This is a genomic window from Actinoplanes sp. NPDC049118, from assembly GCF_040648555.1.
In the GTDB taxonomy this organism is placed as follows: domain Bacteria; phylum Actinomycetota; class Actinomycetes; order Mycobacteriales; family Micromonosporaceae; genus Actinoplanes.
In genome coordinates this window covers 1-15,474 of sequence record NZ_JBEZDY010000012.1, presented here as the reverse complement: position 1 = coordinate 15,474, position 15,474 = coordinate 1, and the positions used below count along the sequence as shown (strand labels likewise).

Sequence of the window (15,474 nt, the reverse complement as noted above, 5' to 3'; positions counted from 1 at the left end):
CGCCGACTAGGCCTCCGGCGTGGCGCCGCGCGGCGGTGCGTAGCGGGGCACGTACTCCTGGCCGGTGAGCTTCTGGATCTCGACCATGACCTCGTCGGTCAGCGTGCGCAGCGCGGTGCGGTCGTCGCTGCGGCCGACCGTCGGGATCGGCGGGCCGAACTTGATCGTGACCTTGCCCTTGACGGGGCGGGGGATGCGCTGGCCGATCGGCTGGACCTTATCCGTGCCGAGCATGCCGACCGGAATGATCGGCACGCCGGCCGCGACGGCGAGCCGGGCCACGCCCGTACGCCCGCGGTAGAGCCGGCCGTCCGGTGAGCGGGTGCCCTCGGGATAGACGGCGACCATGTCACCGGCCTTGAGCACCGGGATCGCGCCGTCGAAGGCGGCCAGCGCCGCGCGACCGCCGCCGCGCTCGACCTTGATCGCGCCGAGGCCTTCCAGCACGAACTTGGTGACGTTGCCGCCGATGCCGCCGCCGCGGAAGTACTCGGCCTTGGCCCAGAACGCGATGTGCCGGGGCACGACGGCGCCGAGGAACAGCTCGTCGGCGACGGACAGGTGGTTGCCGGCGAAGATGGCGCCGCCGGAGGTGGGGATGTGCTCGAGACCTTCGACGTGCGGCCGCCAGCCGAGTGTCATCGCTTTACCGACAGTGATCTTGCCGATCGAGTAGAGCAGCGGCAACGTGTTCCTCCGGCGGGGACTTCCAGTTTGATGAGGGGGCGGTTTCGAGGTTATCGGAAACAGGCCGGAAAGCTGCTGTCAGGCTGGCCGCCGACCGGCTCGGCATTTACCGCCGAAGCAGGCAGATCCCGAGCCGACCGGCGCCAAGATTCACACCGCCCGGGTGACCGACACCGTGACCGCCTCGCCGTCACCGACCTCGCCGCTGAAACCTGTCACACCCGGGTCGAGGCCCAGCGAGGTCGCCAGCGTCTCCGCCGCGACGAAGTCCCGGTGCGTCTCGACCGCGGCCGAGACCGCCGGCGTGGCGCCGACGAGCAGCGAGATCCGGTCCGAGACGTCCAGCCCGGCGTCGCGGCGGGCCTGCTGCACCACCCGGATCACGTCGCGGGCCAGCCCCTCGGCGGCCAGTTCGGGCGTGACCGCGGTGTCGAGCACGACCACGCCACGGCCGGCCGGCAGCGGCGCCGAGTTCTCGGCGTCGGCGGCGACGAGCTTGAGCTCGTACTCGCCCTCCTGCAGGGTGACGCCGGCGGCGACCGGCGCGCCGTCGACCAGCTCCCAGTCGCCGGCCTTGACGGCCTTGATGACCACCTGGACCTGCTTGCCCAGCCGCGGGCCGAGGGCACGCGGCACCACGGTCAACACCTGCTGCGAGTACGCGGTGAGATCGGCACTCAGCTCCACCGTCTTCACGTTCACCTCGTCGGCCAGCAGGTCGGCGAACGGGCGCAACGCGTCGGCGTCGGGGCTGGCCACCGTGAGCCTGGCCAGCGGCAGCCGTACCCGCAGGGCCCTGGCCTTGCGCAGCGACAGCGCCGCGGACGCCACCTCGCGGATCGCGTCCATGGACGCGACCAGGTCGTGGTCGGCGGGGAAAACGCCGGCCTCGGGCCAGTCGGTCAGGTGCACCGAGCGCTCGCCGGTCAGGCCGCGCCAGATCTCCTCGGCGGTCAGCGGCGCGAGTGGCGCCACCACCCGGCAGAGGGTCTCGAGCACGGTGGCCAGGGTGTCGAACGCGTCGGCGTCGCCGGCCCAGAAACGGTCCCGGGAGCGGCGCACGTACCAGTTGGTCAGCGCGTCCAGGTAAGAGCGCACCGAAGCGGCCGCCCCCGAGATGTCGTACTCGTCGAGCTGCCTGGTCGTGTCCGAGACGAGCTCGCCGGTCTTGGCCAGGATGTAGCGGTCGAGCAGGTGCGCCGAGTCGGTACGCAGCGTCGCCTCGTGCCCGGCGGCGTTGGCGTAGAGGCTGAAGAAGTACCAAACGTTCCAGAGTGGCAGCAGCACCTGGCGCACCGAGTCGCGGATCGCCGTCTCGGTGACCGGCATGTCCCCGCCGCGCAGCACCGGCGACGACATGAGCATCCAGCGCATGGCGTCCGAGCCGTAGGAGTCGAAGACCTCGTAGACGTCCGGGTAGTTGCGCAGGCTCTTGGACATCTTGCGGCCGTCGGCGCCCTGCAGGATGCCGTGGCTGAGGCAGTTGCGGAACGCCGGCCGGTCGAACAGCGCCGTGGCCAGCACGTGCATGGTGTAGAACCAGCCGCGGGTCTGCCCGATGTACTCGACGATGAAGTCGCCCGGGTAGTGGTGCTCGAACCAGTCCTTGTTCTCGAACGGGTAGTGCACCTGCGCGAACGGCATCGAGCCGGACTCGAACCAGCAGTCGAGCACCTCCGGGACCCGGCGCATCGTCGACCTGCCGGTCGGGTCGTCCGGGTTGGGGCGGGTCAGCTCGTCCACGTACGGCCGGTGCAGGTCGGTCACGGCGACGCCGAAGTCGCGTTCCATGTCGGCCAGCGATCCGTACACGTCGACCCGCGGGTAGTTCGGGTCGTCGGACTTCCACACCGGGATCGGCGAACCCCAGAACCGGTTCCGGCTGATCGACCAGTCCCGGGCGTTGGCCAGCCACTTGCCGAACGAACCGTCCTTGATGTGCGCCGGCGTCCAGGTGATCTCCTGGTTGAGCTCGACCATCCGGTCCCGGAACCTGCTGACCGCGACGAACCAGGAGCTCACGGCCTTGTAGACCAGCGGCGTGTCACAGCGCCAGCAGTGCGGGTACGAGTGGGTGTAACCGTCGTGGCGCAGCACGACGCCGCGGCCCTTGAGCTCGGCGATGATCGCCTTGTTGGCGTCGAAGACCTGCACACCCTGGTAGTCGGGCACGAGCGCGGTGAACCGGGTGTGCTCGTCGACCGTCACGATCGTCGGGATGCCGGCCGCGTTGCAGACGGTCTGGTCGTCCTCGCCGAACGCCGGCGCCTGGTGCACGACCCCGGTGCCGTCCTCGGTGGTCACGTAGTCGGCGGCGAGCACCTGGAAGGCGTCCGGGCCGGCCTGCTCGACCAGGAAGTCGAACAGCGGCGTGTACCGGCGCCCGGCCAGCTCCCGGCCGAGCACGGTGCCGACCTGCTCGAAACCCTCGAGCTCCTTCGCGTACGCCGGGACGCGCCCCGCACCCAGGATCAGCCTCTCGCCGTCCTTCTCGAGGATCGCGTACCCGATGTCCGGGCCGACGGCGAGCGCGAGATTCGACGGAAGTGTCCACGGCGTGGTCGTCCACACCGCGATCTTCTCGCCGGTCTCCAGCTGGAACGTGACGGTGAGCGCCGGGTCGGTCCGGTCCCGGTAGACGTCGTCCATCCGGGTCTCGGTGTTCGACAGCGGCGTCTCGCACCGGAAGCAGTACGCGAGCACCCGGAAGCCCTCGTAGACCAGGCCCTTGTCGTGCAGGGTCTTGAAGGCCCACATGACGGACTCCATGTAGTCCGGGTCGAGGGTCTTGTAGTCGTTGCCGAAGTCGACCCACCGGGCCTGGCGGGTGACGTAGCGCTCCCAGTCCTTGGTGTACGCCAGGACCGAGGTGCGGCAGGCGTCGTTGAACTTGTCCACGCCGAGCTCGAGGATCTGCGCCTTGGTGGTGATGCCGAGCTGCTTCTCGGCCTCGACCTCGGCGGGCAGCCCGTGCGTGTCCCAGCCGAACCGCCGCTCGACGCGCTTGCCGCGCATCGTCTGGTAGCGCGGGACCAGGTCCTTGACGTAGCCGGTGAAGAGGTGGCCGTAGTGCGGCAGGCCGTTGGCGAACGGCGGGCCGTCGTAGAACACGTACTCGTTGCTGCCGTTCTGCCCGGCGGGCCGCGCCTCGACGCTGGCCTCGAACGTCTTGTCGGCGGTCCAGTGGTCGAGCACGGCCCGCTCGACGGCGGGCAGATCGGGGCTCGCGGGCACGCCCGTCGCGTCGGTGTGCTTGGGGTAGGCCATCGGTGGTCGCTTCTCCTCGCGCAGCTCACTGTCGTGGTCTGCGAGGACGAGCCGGAGCCCGCGGTACCACCTCGCTTGGCGCCGCTGTCGCGACGCCCGCTCGTTCGGCGGCTGTGACGGACCGCGACCGTCCGGTTCTACTGAGGCGTGCGCCCGTTCTTCCGGAGACTCCCCGGTGATGGCCGGATCAGCGCCTGACCACCCAACGATACCGGCAGAGGTGTCAACGCGGGGGTGCGGGCAGGGTGGTGTTCCACAGCGAGACCCCGTCGCGGTCGCGCAGGTCCACCCGGAAGGCCCCGGTGGCGGCGTCGATGCGTACCTCGCCGAAGTGCTGGTATCCGTCGGCGGGCGAGGTGTTCGCGACCGGCGGCGCGTGCACGAACGCGACACGCAGCCCGAACGTCGCATCCAGCGTGTTCGGGCCGAATCCACCCGCGTGCGCCGGCCCCGACACGAACTCCCAGAACGGCGTGAAGTCCTGCACCGCGGCCCGCGCCGGGTCGTAGTGATGCGCGGCCGTGTAGTGCACGTCCGCGGTCAGGAAGACGATGCCGGTGACCCCCGCCCGGTGCGCCGACCGAAGGACCTGGGCGAACTCCAGCTCCCGGACCTTCGGCGCGCCCGGATCGCCCTGCGCGACGCCCTCCTGCGCGCCCGCGCCGTCCGGCACGACCAGGCCGAGCGGCAGGTCGTTGGCGATCACCTTCCAGGTCGCCCTCGACGTGCGCAGGCCGCGGATCAGCCACTCGCGCTGCTCGGCGCCGAGCAGGCCGTGGTGCGAATCCGGGTACGTGTTGCCGTCGTCGAGGATCTCCCCCGGGTACCAGTAAGCCGGGGCGGCGGGCGCGCTTCGCGTCGAAGAGCTTCAGGCCACCGTACGCGGGTCGATGCCCCAGCCCTGTCCGACGACGCCACCGGTCCACACGAACGAGACGTCCTGCCGGCGGGTCGGCGCGGTGGTCAGGGAGCCGTCGAGGGGCTCGCTGAACAGGCCCGCCCGGTCCGCGCGGGCCCAGACGACGGCGGAGTCGGCGGTGGCGTCGCCGGACGGAACGCCGTGGGTGAGCACCGGCCGGGCCGCCGACCAGCCGGCGAAGACCGGCCCGGCCGGCAGGGCACCGAGAACGCCGCCGGCTCTTCGCACTGGCGGCCTGGCACGACGCGCCGTTCTTCACCGAGAGGGAACGGGCCGCCCTGGCCCTGACCGACTCGGTGACCCGCCTCGGCGAGCACGGCGTGCCGGACGAGGTCTGGGAGCCGGCGGCCAAGGCGTTCACCGAGGAGGAGCTGGCGAACCTGCTGGTGGCGATCGCCACCATCAACGTCTGGAACCGGCTCTCGATCGCCGCCCGCAATCAGCCACCCACCGAGGTTTAGAGCTCGGGGAACCAGAGCGCGAGCTCACGCTTCGCACTGTCGGGTGAATCGGAGGCGTGCACGAGGTTCTCCCGGTTCGACAGCGAAAGGTCGCCGCGGATCGTCCCCGCGGCGGCCTTGCGCCCGTCGGTGGCGCCGACCAGGGCGCGCACGACGGCGATGACCTCGTCGCCGGAGAGGACCAGGGCGGCGAGCGGCCCGCTGGTCATGAACTCCTTGAGCGGCGGGTAGAACGCCTTGTCGACGTGCTCGGCGTAGTGCTGGTCGGCGAGCTCCGCGTCCATGGTGCGCACGACCAGCGCATCGATCGTGAGGCCCTTGCGCTCGAACCGGCCGAGGATCTCACCGAGGAGGCCGCGGCGCAGCGCATCGGGCTTGACGAGCACGAGCGTGCGCTCGGCGGGAGTAGCGGTGGACAACGGAAGATCCTCCTGGTCATGGCTTGTGCAAGTCGGCGCGCCGGTGCTGTCACACCGGGATGTCAGCCTATCGGTACCGCCCGGGACGCGAGCGGCAACCGCCCGGTAGCGCACTTTCCACGGGCGGTCGCCGCTACGTAACCTGACTGGTAACCCAGGAGGTCCACAGTGGCGAACCAGAACGGCCGGCCGATCGCGCCTGCCCGTAAACTCGTGGCCGCGGTCGTCGGCACCATCGCGGTCTTCGTGATGCTGTTCGGCCTCGGCATGTCGAGCTGGGCGATCGTCGCGCTGGGCGTGGCCATGCTGGCCCTGGCCATCGGCGTCGGCATGGTCAACGTCGTGCGCCGCGGCGCACGCGCCTGGGTGGCCGGATCCGCGCAGGTCAAGGCGGTGTCGGACCCGCCGGCCACGTCGATCTACGGCCGCGCAGAGCTCCAGATCGTGATCGTGGCCCCCGGCCTGCCGACCTCCGAGGTGACGGTCCGCGACCCCCGGGTGCCGGTGACGAAATGGCCGCACGTCGGCGACACCCTGCCGGTGACGGTGGACGTCGACGACATGCGCCGGGTCCGCATCAACTGGGACGAAGCGGAAACCCACGAGGCGACCCTGAACGCACCGCCCCTGTACTACGAGGAGGACCTGCCGGACGACGACCTGCTGGGCGGCGAGCCGGCCCCACCGCCGTGGGCGACCCGAGACCGCCAGTGGGGCCGGGGACCGGACGAGCCCCCGCCGCCACCGCCGGCCCCCCGAACGGGCGACCTGGACGACACGATCCCGCCGCCGCCCCGCGCGGCGGAACCGGACGAGGCGCCGGCCCCGGTGATCGTCCGCGACGCACCCGGCGGCCCGATCGTCGAGGGCCAGCTGGTGGAGCCGGACTACGACTACCGCGCCCCGCTGCCGCAGCGGGCCCGGACCGCGACGGCCGCCCCGCCGCGCGCGGCGGAGGCCGCACCCGAGCCCCGGCCGAGGCCCCAATCAACCACAACCCTCGATCCGGATACGCGCACCGGCCCGACAGACGCAGCGGCCACCACCCCGCAAGCGGCTACCGGTTCCCCCCAGGGGCCCCCGGACCCAGAGGCAGAGCAGGCACCGCCCCCAGCGCCGACCCAGCGCACCGCCCCGCCTTTCACGGCACCCTCCGCGGCGCCTTCCACGGAACCTTCGAGGGAGCCTTCGGCGGAGCCTTCCGCGGCGCCGGACGCCGAGGCTGCCGCGGCGGCGTCCCCGCCCGCCGACCCGGAACCGGAGCCGGAGCCGGAGCCGGAGCCGGAGCCGGAGATCGACTCTGCGCTGGACGAGAGCCCGGAGACCGACGCTCCGCCGGCCCGCGATCCCGAGATCGACCTCGCGCTCAGCGGTGACCCGGAACCGGCGCCCGAGACCCGGCCGCAGTCCCGCTCGGCGATGGCGAGCGGCCTGATCGCACCCCCGGTCGATGCGCACCGGGCCGCCGCCCCGCCCGAACCCGACCAGTCCGAACCCGACCAGTCCGAACCGGACCAGCCCGAGCCGGACCAGCCCGAGCCGAACCAGGACGATGGCCGAGTGGGCGAGCGGGCCGCCCGGATCCTCGACGCCGAGGCACCGGCCGGCGGCGGCACGGGCCCGGTCGTTCCCCCTGCCCGCTCGACAAGATCCGCCGACGACGACCTGCTTGGTGACCTGGAGCCGCCGCCGTGGCAGGCCCGCGAGCGCCAAGGCCCCCCGGATGCAACACCGACACCCACCGCGGCCGAGCCCGCCGCAGCCGGGTCCGCCGCCGAGTCCGGGCCGAGCGTTCCGGCCGGGTCGGCACTCGCCGGCGAAAGCTCTGGCGCCGAGCACACCGTCCCTGCCAACGGAGGCGGTTCCGCCGTCACCGCAAGCACGGACGGCTCTGCCGCCGAGAACACCGCCCCTGCCAACGGAGGCGCCCCGGCCGCCGGCGAGCGCACGGCCGCTGACGACGGAGGTTCTGCCGCTGCCGGTGAGCCGGGATCCGCGGCTCGCGATGCGGCCGGGCCCGGGGTGGGCTTCGCCTCCGGCGCCGAGTCCGGGCCGCGGTCCACGGCCGGCGCGGAGAACGAGCCGCCGACCGAGACCCGGTCGCGCCCGCGGCCCCGCCACGTCGCCGGCGACGACGAGCAAGTCGCCCGCACCGCCGCACCCGCACCCGCACCCGCACCCGCACCCGCACCCGCACCCGCACCCGCACCCGCAGCAGCGTCCGCGGCAGTGGTCCCGCCGCCTGCCGACGACACCGCCTCCACCACCGCCGATGCGTCCGCGGAGGACGATCGCGCGCACCACAGTGAGCACCCGAGGACCCCGACCGGGGGTTCAACCGGCCTGCCGGCGGCAGCGGCCGCGGTCGTCGCCGCCGGAATAGCGGCGTTCGGCCATGCCCTGCGCGGCAGGAAGCACGAGGACCCCGAGCCCTCCAACGAACACGAGACCGACGGCACCGAGGACGCCCGCACGACCCGCTCGGCGACCGTCCCGCCCAGCCACCGGGATCCGGCGCCGCCGCCGGCCACCGCAACACCGGCCGACTCCACAGCCCGCGCCGACAGCGACCGCGACCCCGCCGGAGGAGCCGCCTCAGGCCCGCCCACCGGCGATCCAGACGCTGCGCGTGCCCCGGGCCCCACCTCCGCGCCTCCGACGGCCCACGCCGGGGCGTCCTCCCCGGCGCCGTCCACCGCCCAGCCCAAGGGGTCATCTCCAATTCCTGGCCAGGCGCCCTCCACCACCCGCGCCGAGGCGCCGCCCCCGGCCCCCGGCCAGGCGCCCTCCGCCACCCAGCCCACGGGGTCGTCCTCGTCCCCGATTCCTGGCCAGACGTCTTCCGCCACCCGCGCGGAGACACCGCCACCCGGGCCCGACCAGGCCCCTTCCGCCACCCGGTCCGAGGGGCCGTCCCCATTCCGTGGTCAGGCGTCCCCCACCGCCACCCGGCCCGAGGCACCGCCACCCGGGCCCGGCCAGGCACCGTCCGCCACCCGGCCTGAGGCACCGACCCCGAGGCCCGGCCCGTCGCGTGCCGCAGCCTGGGTCCCCAGGCCTGCCTCCGGTCCGGTCTCCGCTCCAGCCCCGTCGGTCGCCTTCGGCGAGGTCCCCGCGTCCGCCGCGGACTCCGGCGCCGGACCGGCCCACCGCCCGGTCCCCGGCGCGACGACGGGCGCCGCGGCCCCCAGGTCAAAGGGCGGGACGACGAGACGCGCCAACGGCCCCTGGTCAGATCTGGAAGGCGGCTTCGAACCGGACGAACGCGCCGACGACCTGATCACCGCCTACCCGAGCGCCCGCCCGGGCCCGGCGGGCGCGATCCACGGCGTAGGCATCACGATCCTGGTCACCAACCTCGAACGCTCGGTGGTCTTCTACCGCGAGATGCTCGGCTTCTACGAGATCGACGCGGGTTCGAGCAGCGCGGTGCTCGCCTCGGGAGACACCCGGCTGGTCCTGCGCAAGGTGCACGACCTGTCCGCGGTCGCCGGTCGTCTGATCTACCTGAACCTCGAGGTCGGCGACGTGGAGGCGGTATACGAGGAGCTCATGCGCAAGGGCGTGACCTTCGTGCACGGTCCCCGCCCGGTGAACCGCGGCGGCAAGCTGGAGCTCTGGGCGGCGTCGTTCCACGACCCCGACGACCACAACATCGCCATCACCCAGTGGCGGGCCATCCGCTGACGCCGGCATCGCGCTCCACCACCAAGGGTGAGCGCGATACGGCCCAACGCGAGCCGCCGACATCATCAACCCGCTCCCAGCCGCGAAGGGCTCTGGCCACCCCGCATCGCGCTCCACCAAGGGACCCCGCGAGGCAGACCGACGCGGGTTGCTGACGTCAACAACCCGCACCCAAGCGCGACCGACTCCGGTCAGTCCACAAGTTCCCAACCAACCGAGACCGACGCCGACGACCCGCACCCGAGCGAAGCCCAGTCAGCCGGCTCCGGGGCAGACGCAGCCGAGGCCAACGATCCACGTCGGAGGTAGGGCGGTCAGCGCTTCCGGGGTAGTTCGGGTGATGCTTCCGGCGACCGCCGCCCATCGCCGTCCATCACGCAGGCGCCCATGAACCCCGACAGACCCAGACCGACGCCGACAACCCGCGCCCACGCAAAGCCCGAACAAGCCCAGCTCCGCCAGACCGAGACCCGCGCCGACGGCCCGCCTCAGCCCAGGCACTGAGTCCGGACACTTCCCGCAAACCCAGACCCCACGCCGACAGCCCGCCCCAGGCCAGGCACTGAGTCCGGACACTTCCCGCAAACCCAGACCCCACGCCGACAGCCCGCCCCAGGCCAGACACTCAGCCCGGACACTTCCCGCAAACCCAGACCCCACGCCCACGGCCCGCTTTGGAAACGCGGTCAGCCCAGGATCTTCCGGCGGACCGAGGTCGCGTAGATCCACGCCGCGCCGAAGATCAGGCCCAGCGCCCCCAGCGACCAGTGCAGCAGGCCCGACGCCAGCAGCAGGACCTGCAGCGCGGATCCCGCGTTCCAGGCCCACGACCGGCGCATGCTGCCGGCCAGCACCGCCGCCAGCACCGCCAGGGTCACGACCGCGCCGACACCCCAGCCGCTGAGGTCCCCGCCGGAGAGGCGGATCGGCTGGATCGCCAGCAGCAGCACGATCGCTTCCAGTGCGAGCGTGCCCGCCCCCAGGCCCCGCACCGCCGCCTCGGGATTGCGCAGCCCGGAGCGGCGCGGCGCGTCCCCGTCGGCCGGGGCCGGGGAGACCGGCTCGGGTGGTGGCGTTGTCACTTCTTCAGCAGCTTCCTCGCGTCGGCAACGGTCACGACCGAGCCGGTGATCAGCACGGCAACGCCGCTGTGCTCACCGTCCGTATCCTCCTCGGCCAGGACGACCGCTTCCTCGATCGCGTCCGGCATCGTCTGCGTGACGGTCACCCGGTCCTCGCCGAAGATGTCGATCGCCACCTCCGCCAGGTCGTCGACCGGCATCGAGCGCGGCGAACTGTTCTGCGTCACCACCAGCCGGGCCGTGACCGGCTCGAGCAGCTCGAGCAGGCCGGACGCGTCCTTGTCACCGAGCACCGCGACGATCGCGACGAGGTGGCGGAACGCGAACTCCTCCTCCAGCGCTTTCACGGTGGCCGCCATGCCGTGTGGGTTGTGCGCTCCGTCGAGCAGGATCGTGGGAGCGCTTCGGACCCGCTCGAGCCGGCCCGGCGAGTCGACGCCACCGAAGCCCTCGCGGACGACGTCCGGATCAAGCTGCTTGTCGGGCCCCGCACCGAGGAACGCCTCGACGGCGGCGAGCGCCAGGGCCGCGTTCTGCGCCTGGTGCGCGCCGAAGAGGGGCAGGAACACCTCGTCGTACACGCCGCCGAGGCCCTGCAAAGTGAGCACCTGGCCGCCGACCGCCTGGTCACGCCGGATGACGCCGAACTCGCTGCCCTCGCGGGCCACGGTCGCGCCCACCTGAGCGGAACGCTCCAGCAGCGGCCGCATGGCCTCTTCGGTCTGGACCGCGCTGATCACGGTGGCGCCCGGGTGGATGATGCCGGCCTTGGCCCAGGCGATGTCCTCGATCGCGTCGCCGAGCCACTCGGTGTGGTCGAGCCCGATCGGCGTGATGACGCAGACGCCAGCCTCGATGACGTTGGTCGCGTCCTCCTCGCCGCCGAGGCCGACCTCCACCACGGCGATGTCGACGGGCGCATCGGCGAACGCCGCGTACGCCATCGCCGTGGTCATGTCGAAGTAGGTGAGCGGTTCGGCGGCCTGCTTGTCGATGAGGTCGGCGAGCGGCGCGATCTCGTCGTAGACGGTGGTGAGCCGCTCCTCGGTGACCGGCTCGCCGTCCAGGCTGATCCGCTCCCGGACGGTCTCCAGGTGCGGGCTGGTGTAGCGGCCGGTGTGCAGGCCGTGCGCGCGCAGCAGGCCGTCGATCATCCGGGCCGTCGACGTCTTGCCGTTCGTCCCGGTGAGATGGATCGACGGATACGCCCGCTGCGGAGAGCCGAGCACGTCCATGAGGTCACGGATCTTCTGCAGGTCGAAGGCCATGCGGGTGAAGCCGCGCCCGTCGAGCGCGGCGATCACCTCTTCATAGGTGCTCATGTCGCCGGCAACGCCTTCAGGGCCGCCGCGATTCTCGCCAGATCGGCCTCGGCCGTCGCCAGCCGATCCTTGATCTTCGCGACCACCTGCTCGGGGGCCTTGCCGACGAACGCGTCGTTGCCGAGCTTGGCGCGGCACTGCGCCGCCTCCTTCTCGGCGACGGCCCGGTCCTTGTCCAGGCGAGCCCGTTCGGCCGCGACGTCGATGGTGCCGCGGGTGTCGAGGTCGACCGTGATGCCGCCGGTGACCGCGAGCGTCGCCGTGGCGGCGAAGTCGGCGGCGGGCGTGTCGAGCCGGGCCAGCGAACGGATCAGCGGCTCGTGCACGTCGATGCCGACGTTGCCGAGGCCGGTGAGGGCCGCGCTGACCCGCTGGCCCGGGCGCAGGCCCTGGTCCGAGCGGAAGCGCCGCACCTCGGTGACGACCTTTTGCAGCGCGGCCAGTTCCTCCTCGGCCACGTCGTCGACGCGGGCCTTGTCGGTGACCGGCCAGGCGGAGGTGACCAGCGACTCGGCGCCGGTCAGCACCGTCCACAGCTCCTCGGTGACGAACGGGATCACCGGGTGCAGCAGGCGCAGCAGCTGGTCGAGGACGTGCCCGAGGACCCGGCGCGACCGCGCGGCCTCGGGGCCGTCGGTGGCCAGGACCGGCTTGCTGAGCTCGACGTACCAGTCGCAGACGTCGTCCCACGCGAAGTGGTACAGGGTGTCGCACGCCTTCGCGAACTCGTACGTGGCGAGCTGCTCGTCGACCTCGGCGATGACGTGCTGCAGCCGGGACAGGATCCACTTGTCGACGGTCGACAGCTCGCTCGTGGCCGGCACGTCGCCCTCGACCGTCGCGCCGTTCATCAGCGCGAAGCGGGTCGCGTTCCACAGCTTGTTGCAGAAGTTGCGGGAGCCCTGGCACCACTCCTCGCTGATCGGCACGTCCGAACCGGGGTTCGCGCCGCGGGCCAGGGTGAAGCGGGTGGCGTCGGCCCCGTACCGGTCGATCCAGTCCAGCGGGTCGACCGCGTTGCCGAACGACTTGGACATCTTCTTGCCGTGCGCGTCGCGGACCAGGCCGTGCAGCGCGACGACGTCGAACGGCTGCACGCCGTCCATCGCGTACAGGCCGAACATCATCATCCGGGCGACCCAGAAGAAGAGGATGTCGTAGCCGGTGACCAGAACGCTTGTCGGATAGAACTTGGCCAGCGTCTCGGTCTGCTCGGGCCAGCCCATCGTGGAGAACGGCCACAGCCCGGACGAGAACCAGGTGTCGAGCACGTCCTCGTCCTGCGTCCAGCCGTCACCCGAGGGCGGTTCGTCGTCGGGTCCGACGCAGACCACCTCGCCGGCCGGTCCGTACCAGACGGGGATGCGGTGGCCCCACCACAGCTGGCGCGAGATGCACCAGTCGTGCATGTTGTCGACCCACGCGAAGTAGCGCTTGGCCAGCTCCGGCGGCTCGATCGCGACCCGGCCGTCCCGCACGGCGTCGCCGGCTGCCTTGGCGAGCGGCCCGGTGTTGACGAACCACTGCAGCGACAGCCGCGGCTCCACCGTCGTCTTGCACCGCGAGCAGTGGCCGACCGAGTGCTGGTAGGGCCGCTTCTCGGCGACGATCCGCCCGTCTTCGCGCAGCGCCGCCACGACAGCGGGGCGAGCCTCGTAACGGTCGAGGCCCTCGAAGGGCCCCGGCACGGTGACCACGGCACGCTCATCCATGATCGTCATGCTCGGCAGGTTGTGCCGCCGGCCGATCTCGAAGTCGTTCGGGTCGTGCGCCGGGGTCACCTTGACCGCGCCCGTACCGAAGCTGGGGTCGACGTGCTCGTCGGCGACGATCGGAATGCGCCGACCGGTGAGCGGCAGCTCCACCTCGGTGCCGATCAGGTGCTTGTAGCGCTCGTCGTCGGGGTGCACGGCGACGGCGGTGTCACCGAGCATGGTCTCGGCCCGGGTGGTGGCGACCACGATCGAGTCGTCGCCGTCGCCGTATCGGATGGAGACGAGCTCGCCGTCATCGTCGGAGTGCTCCACCTCGATGTCGCTGAGCGCGGTGAGGCAGCGCGGACACCAGTTGATGATGCGCTCGGCCCGGTAGATGAGTCCGTCGTCGTAGAGCCGCTTGAAGATGGTCTGCACGGCACGCGACAGGCCTTCGTCCATGGTGAAGCGCTCGCGGCTCCAGTCCACGGAGTCGCCCAGCCGGCGCATCTGCCCGGTGATCGCGCCACCGGACTCGGCCTTCCACTCCCAGACCTTCTCGACGAAGGCCTCGCGGCCCAGGTCGTGCCGGGAGAGCTGCTGGGCGGCGAGCTGGCGCTCGACGACGTTCTGCGTGGCGATGCCCGCGTGGTCCATGCCGGGCAGCCACAGCACCTCGAAGCCCTGCATCCGCTTGAGGCGGCTGAGCGTGTCCATGATCGTGTGCTCGAGGGCGTGGCCGACGTGCATGGAGCCGGTCACGTTCGGCGGCGGGATGACGATCGAGAACGGCGGTTTGTCGCTTGCCGGGTCCGCCGTGAAGTAGCCCGCCGATACCCAGTTCTCGTACCGCCGCTGCTCTACCTCGCCCGGCTGGTACTGGGCGGAGAGGCCACCGGTGGGCCGGCTGTCGGGGGTACGGGTGTCGGTCGCTTCGCTCACCCGACAAGTCTACGGAGCCCGCTCGGGTGGCTTGCTATCGCACCGGCCTGCCTGTGGATAACCGGTTGTTAGGCTCGCACGATGTCCGAGCGCCCTGGTAATCCGCCGCACACCGAGGCGGACCCGGTAGAGATCACCACCGAGCCGTTCGCCCTGACCGAGCCGGCCGAGGAGGAGAGCTCGGGGCCCGGTCCGCGGTCGCGGGCCAAGACCATCGTGCTGAGCTCGCTGCTCGCGGTGGGCCTGGCGGGTGCGTCGGTCATCGGGTACGCGGGCTGGCGCATCGCCTCGCAGAAGGACGCCACCCTCACGGTTCCGGCGCAGGTCGCCGGGCTGACGGTCGACAGCAGCGAGGACGGCCGGGCGACGGGCGACTACCTGCAGACCGCGTTGTCGGCCGAGGTCGCGCTGGACGAGGCGGTCGGTGCGGTGCTGACCGACGGGTCCGGCAAGGATGTGCTGTTCTTCGGCGGAACCACGCTGATCTGGATGCCGGAGAGCGACCTGGAGACAGCGTTTGGCCTGATCTCGGACGAGCAGGGGGCGGTGACCGGACTTCATGACGTTCCGGCGGGCCCGCTCGGCGGCACGATGAAGTGCGGAACGACCAGGTCCGACGGCGCGGACATGCCGGTGTGCGGCTGGGCCGATCACGGCAGCCTCGCGCTAGCGATGTTCCCGGGCCGGACCGAGGCCGACGCGGCGGCCCTGTTCGAAGACATTCGTTCCGCGGCCCAGAAACGCGACTGAGCCGGCGCCTCAAGCAACAGAAAAGGCCCACCCGCCACGGGTGGGCCTTTTCGAATGCGGATGCAGAAAGGCCCACCCCGAAAGGGAGCGCTTTTCGATACACAAAAGCAGTCGAGGGCCAACCCCTACCGGGGAAGGCCCTCGACTGTACGTTAAGTCCGGCGGCGTCCTACTCTCCCACACCCTCCCGAGTGCAGTACCATCGGCGCTGGAGGGCTTAGCTTCCGGGTTCGGAATGAGACCG

General features: G+C 71.8%; 9 protein-coding genes, 1 rRNA gene and 1 pseudogene. 3 read left to right on the top strand and 8 right to left on the bottom strand.

From position 1 onward, the window contains the following. Positions 1-6 precede the first annotated feature (6 nt). The 3 genes and pseudogenes from AB0B58_RS19975 to AB0B58_RS19965 all read right to left on the bottom strand — a co-directional run bounded on the left by AB0B58_RS19975 (position 7) and on the right by AB0B58_RS19965 (position 5,101). Complete coding sequence (locus AB0B58_RS19975) at positions 7-687, bottom strand: lysophospholipid acyltransferase family protein (RefSeq protein ID WP_360225347.1); 681 nt, start codon at positions 685-687, stop codon at positions 7-9. A 150-nt stretch (positions 688-837) separates the two neighbouring features. Beyond that, a complete protein-coding gene (gene ileS / locus AB0B58_RS19970; RefSeq protein WP_360225345.1) occupies positions 838-3,954 on the bottom strand; it encodes an isoleucine--tRNA ligase in 3,117 nt (1,038 codons plus the stop codon). Between the two features lie 223 nt (positions 3,955-4,177). Next, positions 4,178-5,101 (bottom strand): annotated as a pseudogene (locus tag AB0B58_RS19965) (alkaline phosphatase D family protein). 68 nt (positions 5,102-5,169) lie between these two features. Here AB0B58_RS19965 and AB0B58_RS19960 point away from each other — a divergent pair. Beyond that, complete coding sequence (locus tag AB0B58_RS19960; protein ID WP_360225343.1) at positions 5,170-5,334, top strand: hypothetical protein; 165 nt, start codon at positions 5,170-5,172, stop codon at positions 5,332-5,334. Here the strand turns inward: AB0B58_RS19960 and ndk are convergent. Further along, positions 5,331-5,753 (bottom strand): nucleoside-diphosphate kinase, encoded by a 423-nt coding sequence (gene ndk / locus AB0B58_RS19955; protein WP_360225341.1) that lies wholly within the window; start codon positions 5,751-5,753, stop codon positions 5,331-5,333. The genes AB0B58_RS19960 and ndk overlap by 4 nt on opposite strands. A gap of 168 nt (positions 5,754-5,921) precedes the next feature. On the opposite strand from ndk, the gene AB0B58_RS19950 reads away from it, so the two are divergent. Continuing rightward, on the top strand, positions 5,922-9,440 hold the full coding sequence (locus AB0B58_RS19950; protein WP_360225339.1) for a VOC family protein: 3,519 nt from the start codon (positions 5,922-5,924) through the stop codon (positions 9,438-9,440). A 686-nt stretch (positions 9,441-10,126) separates the two neighbouring features. Here the strand turns inward: AB0B58_RS19950 and AB0B58_RS19945 are convergent. Genes AB0B58_RS19945 through AB0B58_RS19935 form a run of 3 tightly spaced genes read right to left on the bottom strand, consistent with a single transcriptional unit; the run spans position 10,127 to position 14,480 of the window. Next, positions 10,127-10,522: a DUF4233 domain-containing protein gene (locus AB0B58_RS19945; RefSeq protein WP_360225337.1), complete on the bottom strand. Its 396-nt coding sequence runs from the start codon at positions 10,520-10,522 to the stop codon at positions 10,127-10,129. Continuing rightward, positions 10,519-11,844: a folylpolyglutamate synthase/dihydrofolate synthase family protein gene (locus AB0B58_RS19940; protein WP_360225335.1), complete on the bottom strand. Its 1,326-nt coding sequence runs from the start codon at positions 11,842-11,844 to the stop codon at positions 10,519-10,521. The genes AB0B58_RS19945 and AB0B58_RS19940 overlap by 4 nt, the downstream gene beginning before the upstream one ends. After that, a complete protein-coding gene (locus AB0B58_RS19935) occupies positions 11,841-14,480 on the bottom strand; it encodes a valine--tRNA ligase (protein WP_360225333.1) in 2,640 nt (879 codons plus the stop codon). The genes AB0B58_RS19940 and AB0B58_RS19935 overlap by 4 nt, the downstream gene beginning before the upstream one ends. An 81-nt stretch (positions 14,481-14,561) precedes the next feature. Between AB0B58_RS19935 and AB0B58_RS19930 the strand changes: the two genes are divergently transcribed. Further along, a complete protein-coding gene (locus AB0B58_RS19930) occupies positions 14,562-15,230 on the top strand; it encodes a hypothetical protein (protein WP_360225331.1) in 669 nt (222 codons plus the stop codon). 156 nt (positions 15,231-15,386) lie between these two features. On the opposite strand, the gene rrf is transcribed toward AB0B58_RS19930, so the two are convergent. Next, positions 15,387-15,474, bottom strand: a 5S ribosomal RNA gene (gene rrf / locus AB0B58_RS19925); the annotation flags it as partial.

What these genes read in the sequence shown, in the direction of transcription:
- AB0B58_RS19930 (WP_360225331.1), top strand. Translation starts at nt 14,562, where the DNA reads ATGTCCGAGCGCCCTGGTAATCCGCCGCACACCGAGGCGGACCCGGTA.
- AB0B58_RS19940 (WP_360225335.1), bottom strand. Translation starts at nt 11,844, where the DNA reads ATGAGCACCTATGAAGAGGTGATCGCCGCGCTCGACGGGCGCGGCTTC.
- ileS (WP_360225345.1), bottom strand. Translation starts at nt 3,954, where the DNA reads ATGGCCTACCCCAAGCACACCGACGCGACGGGCGTGCCCGCGAGCCCC.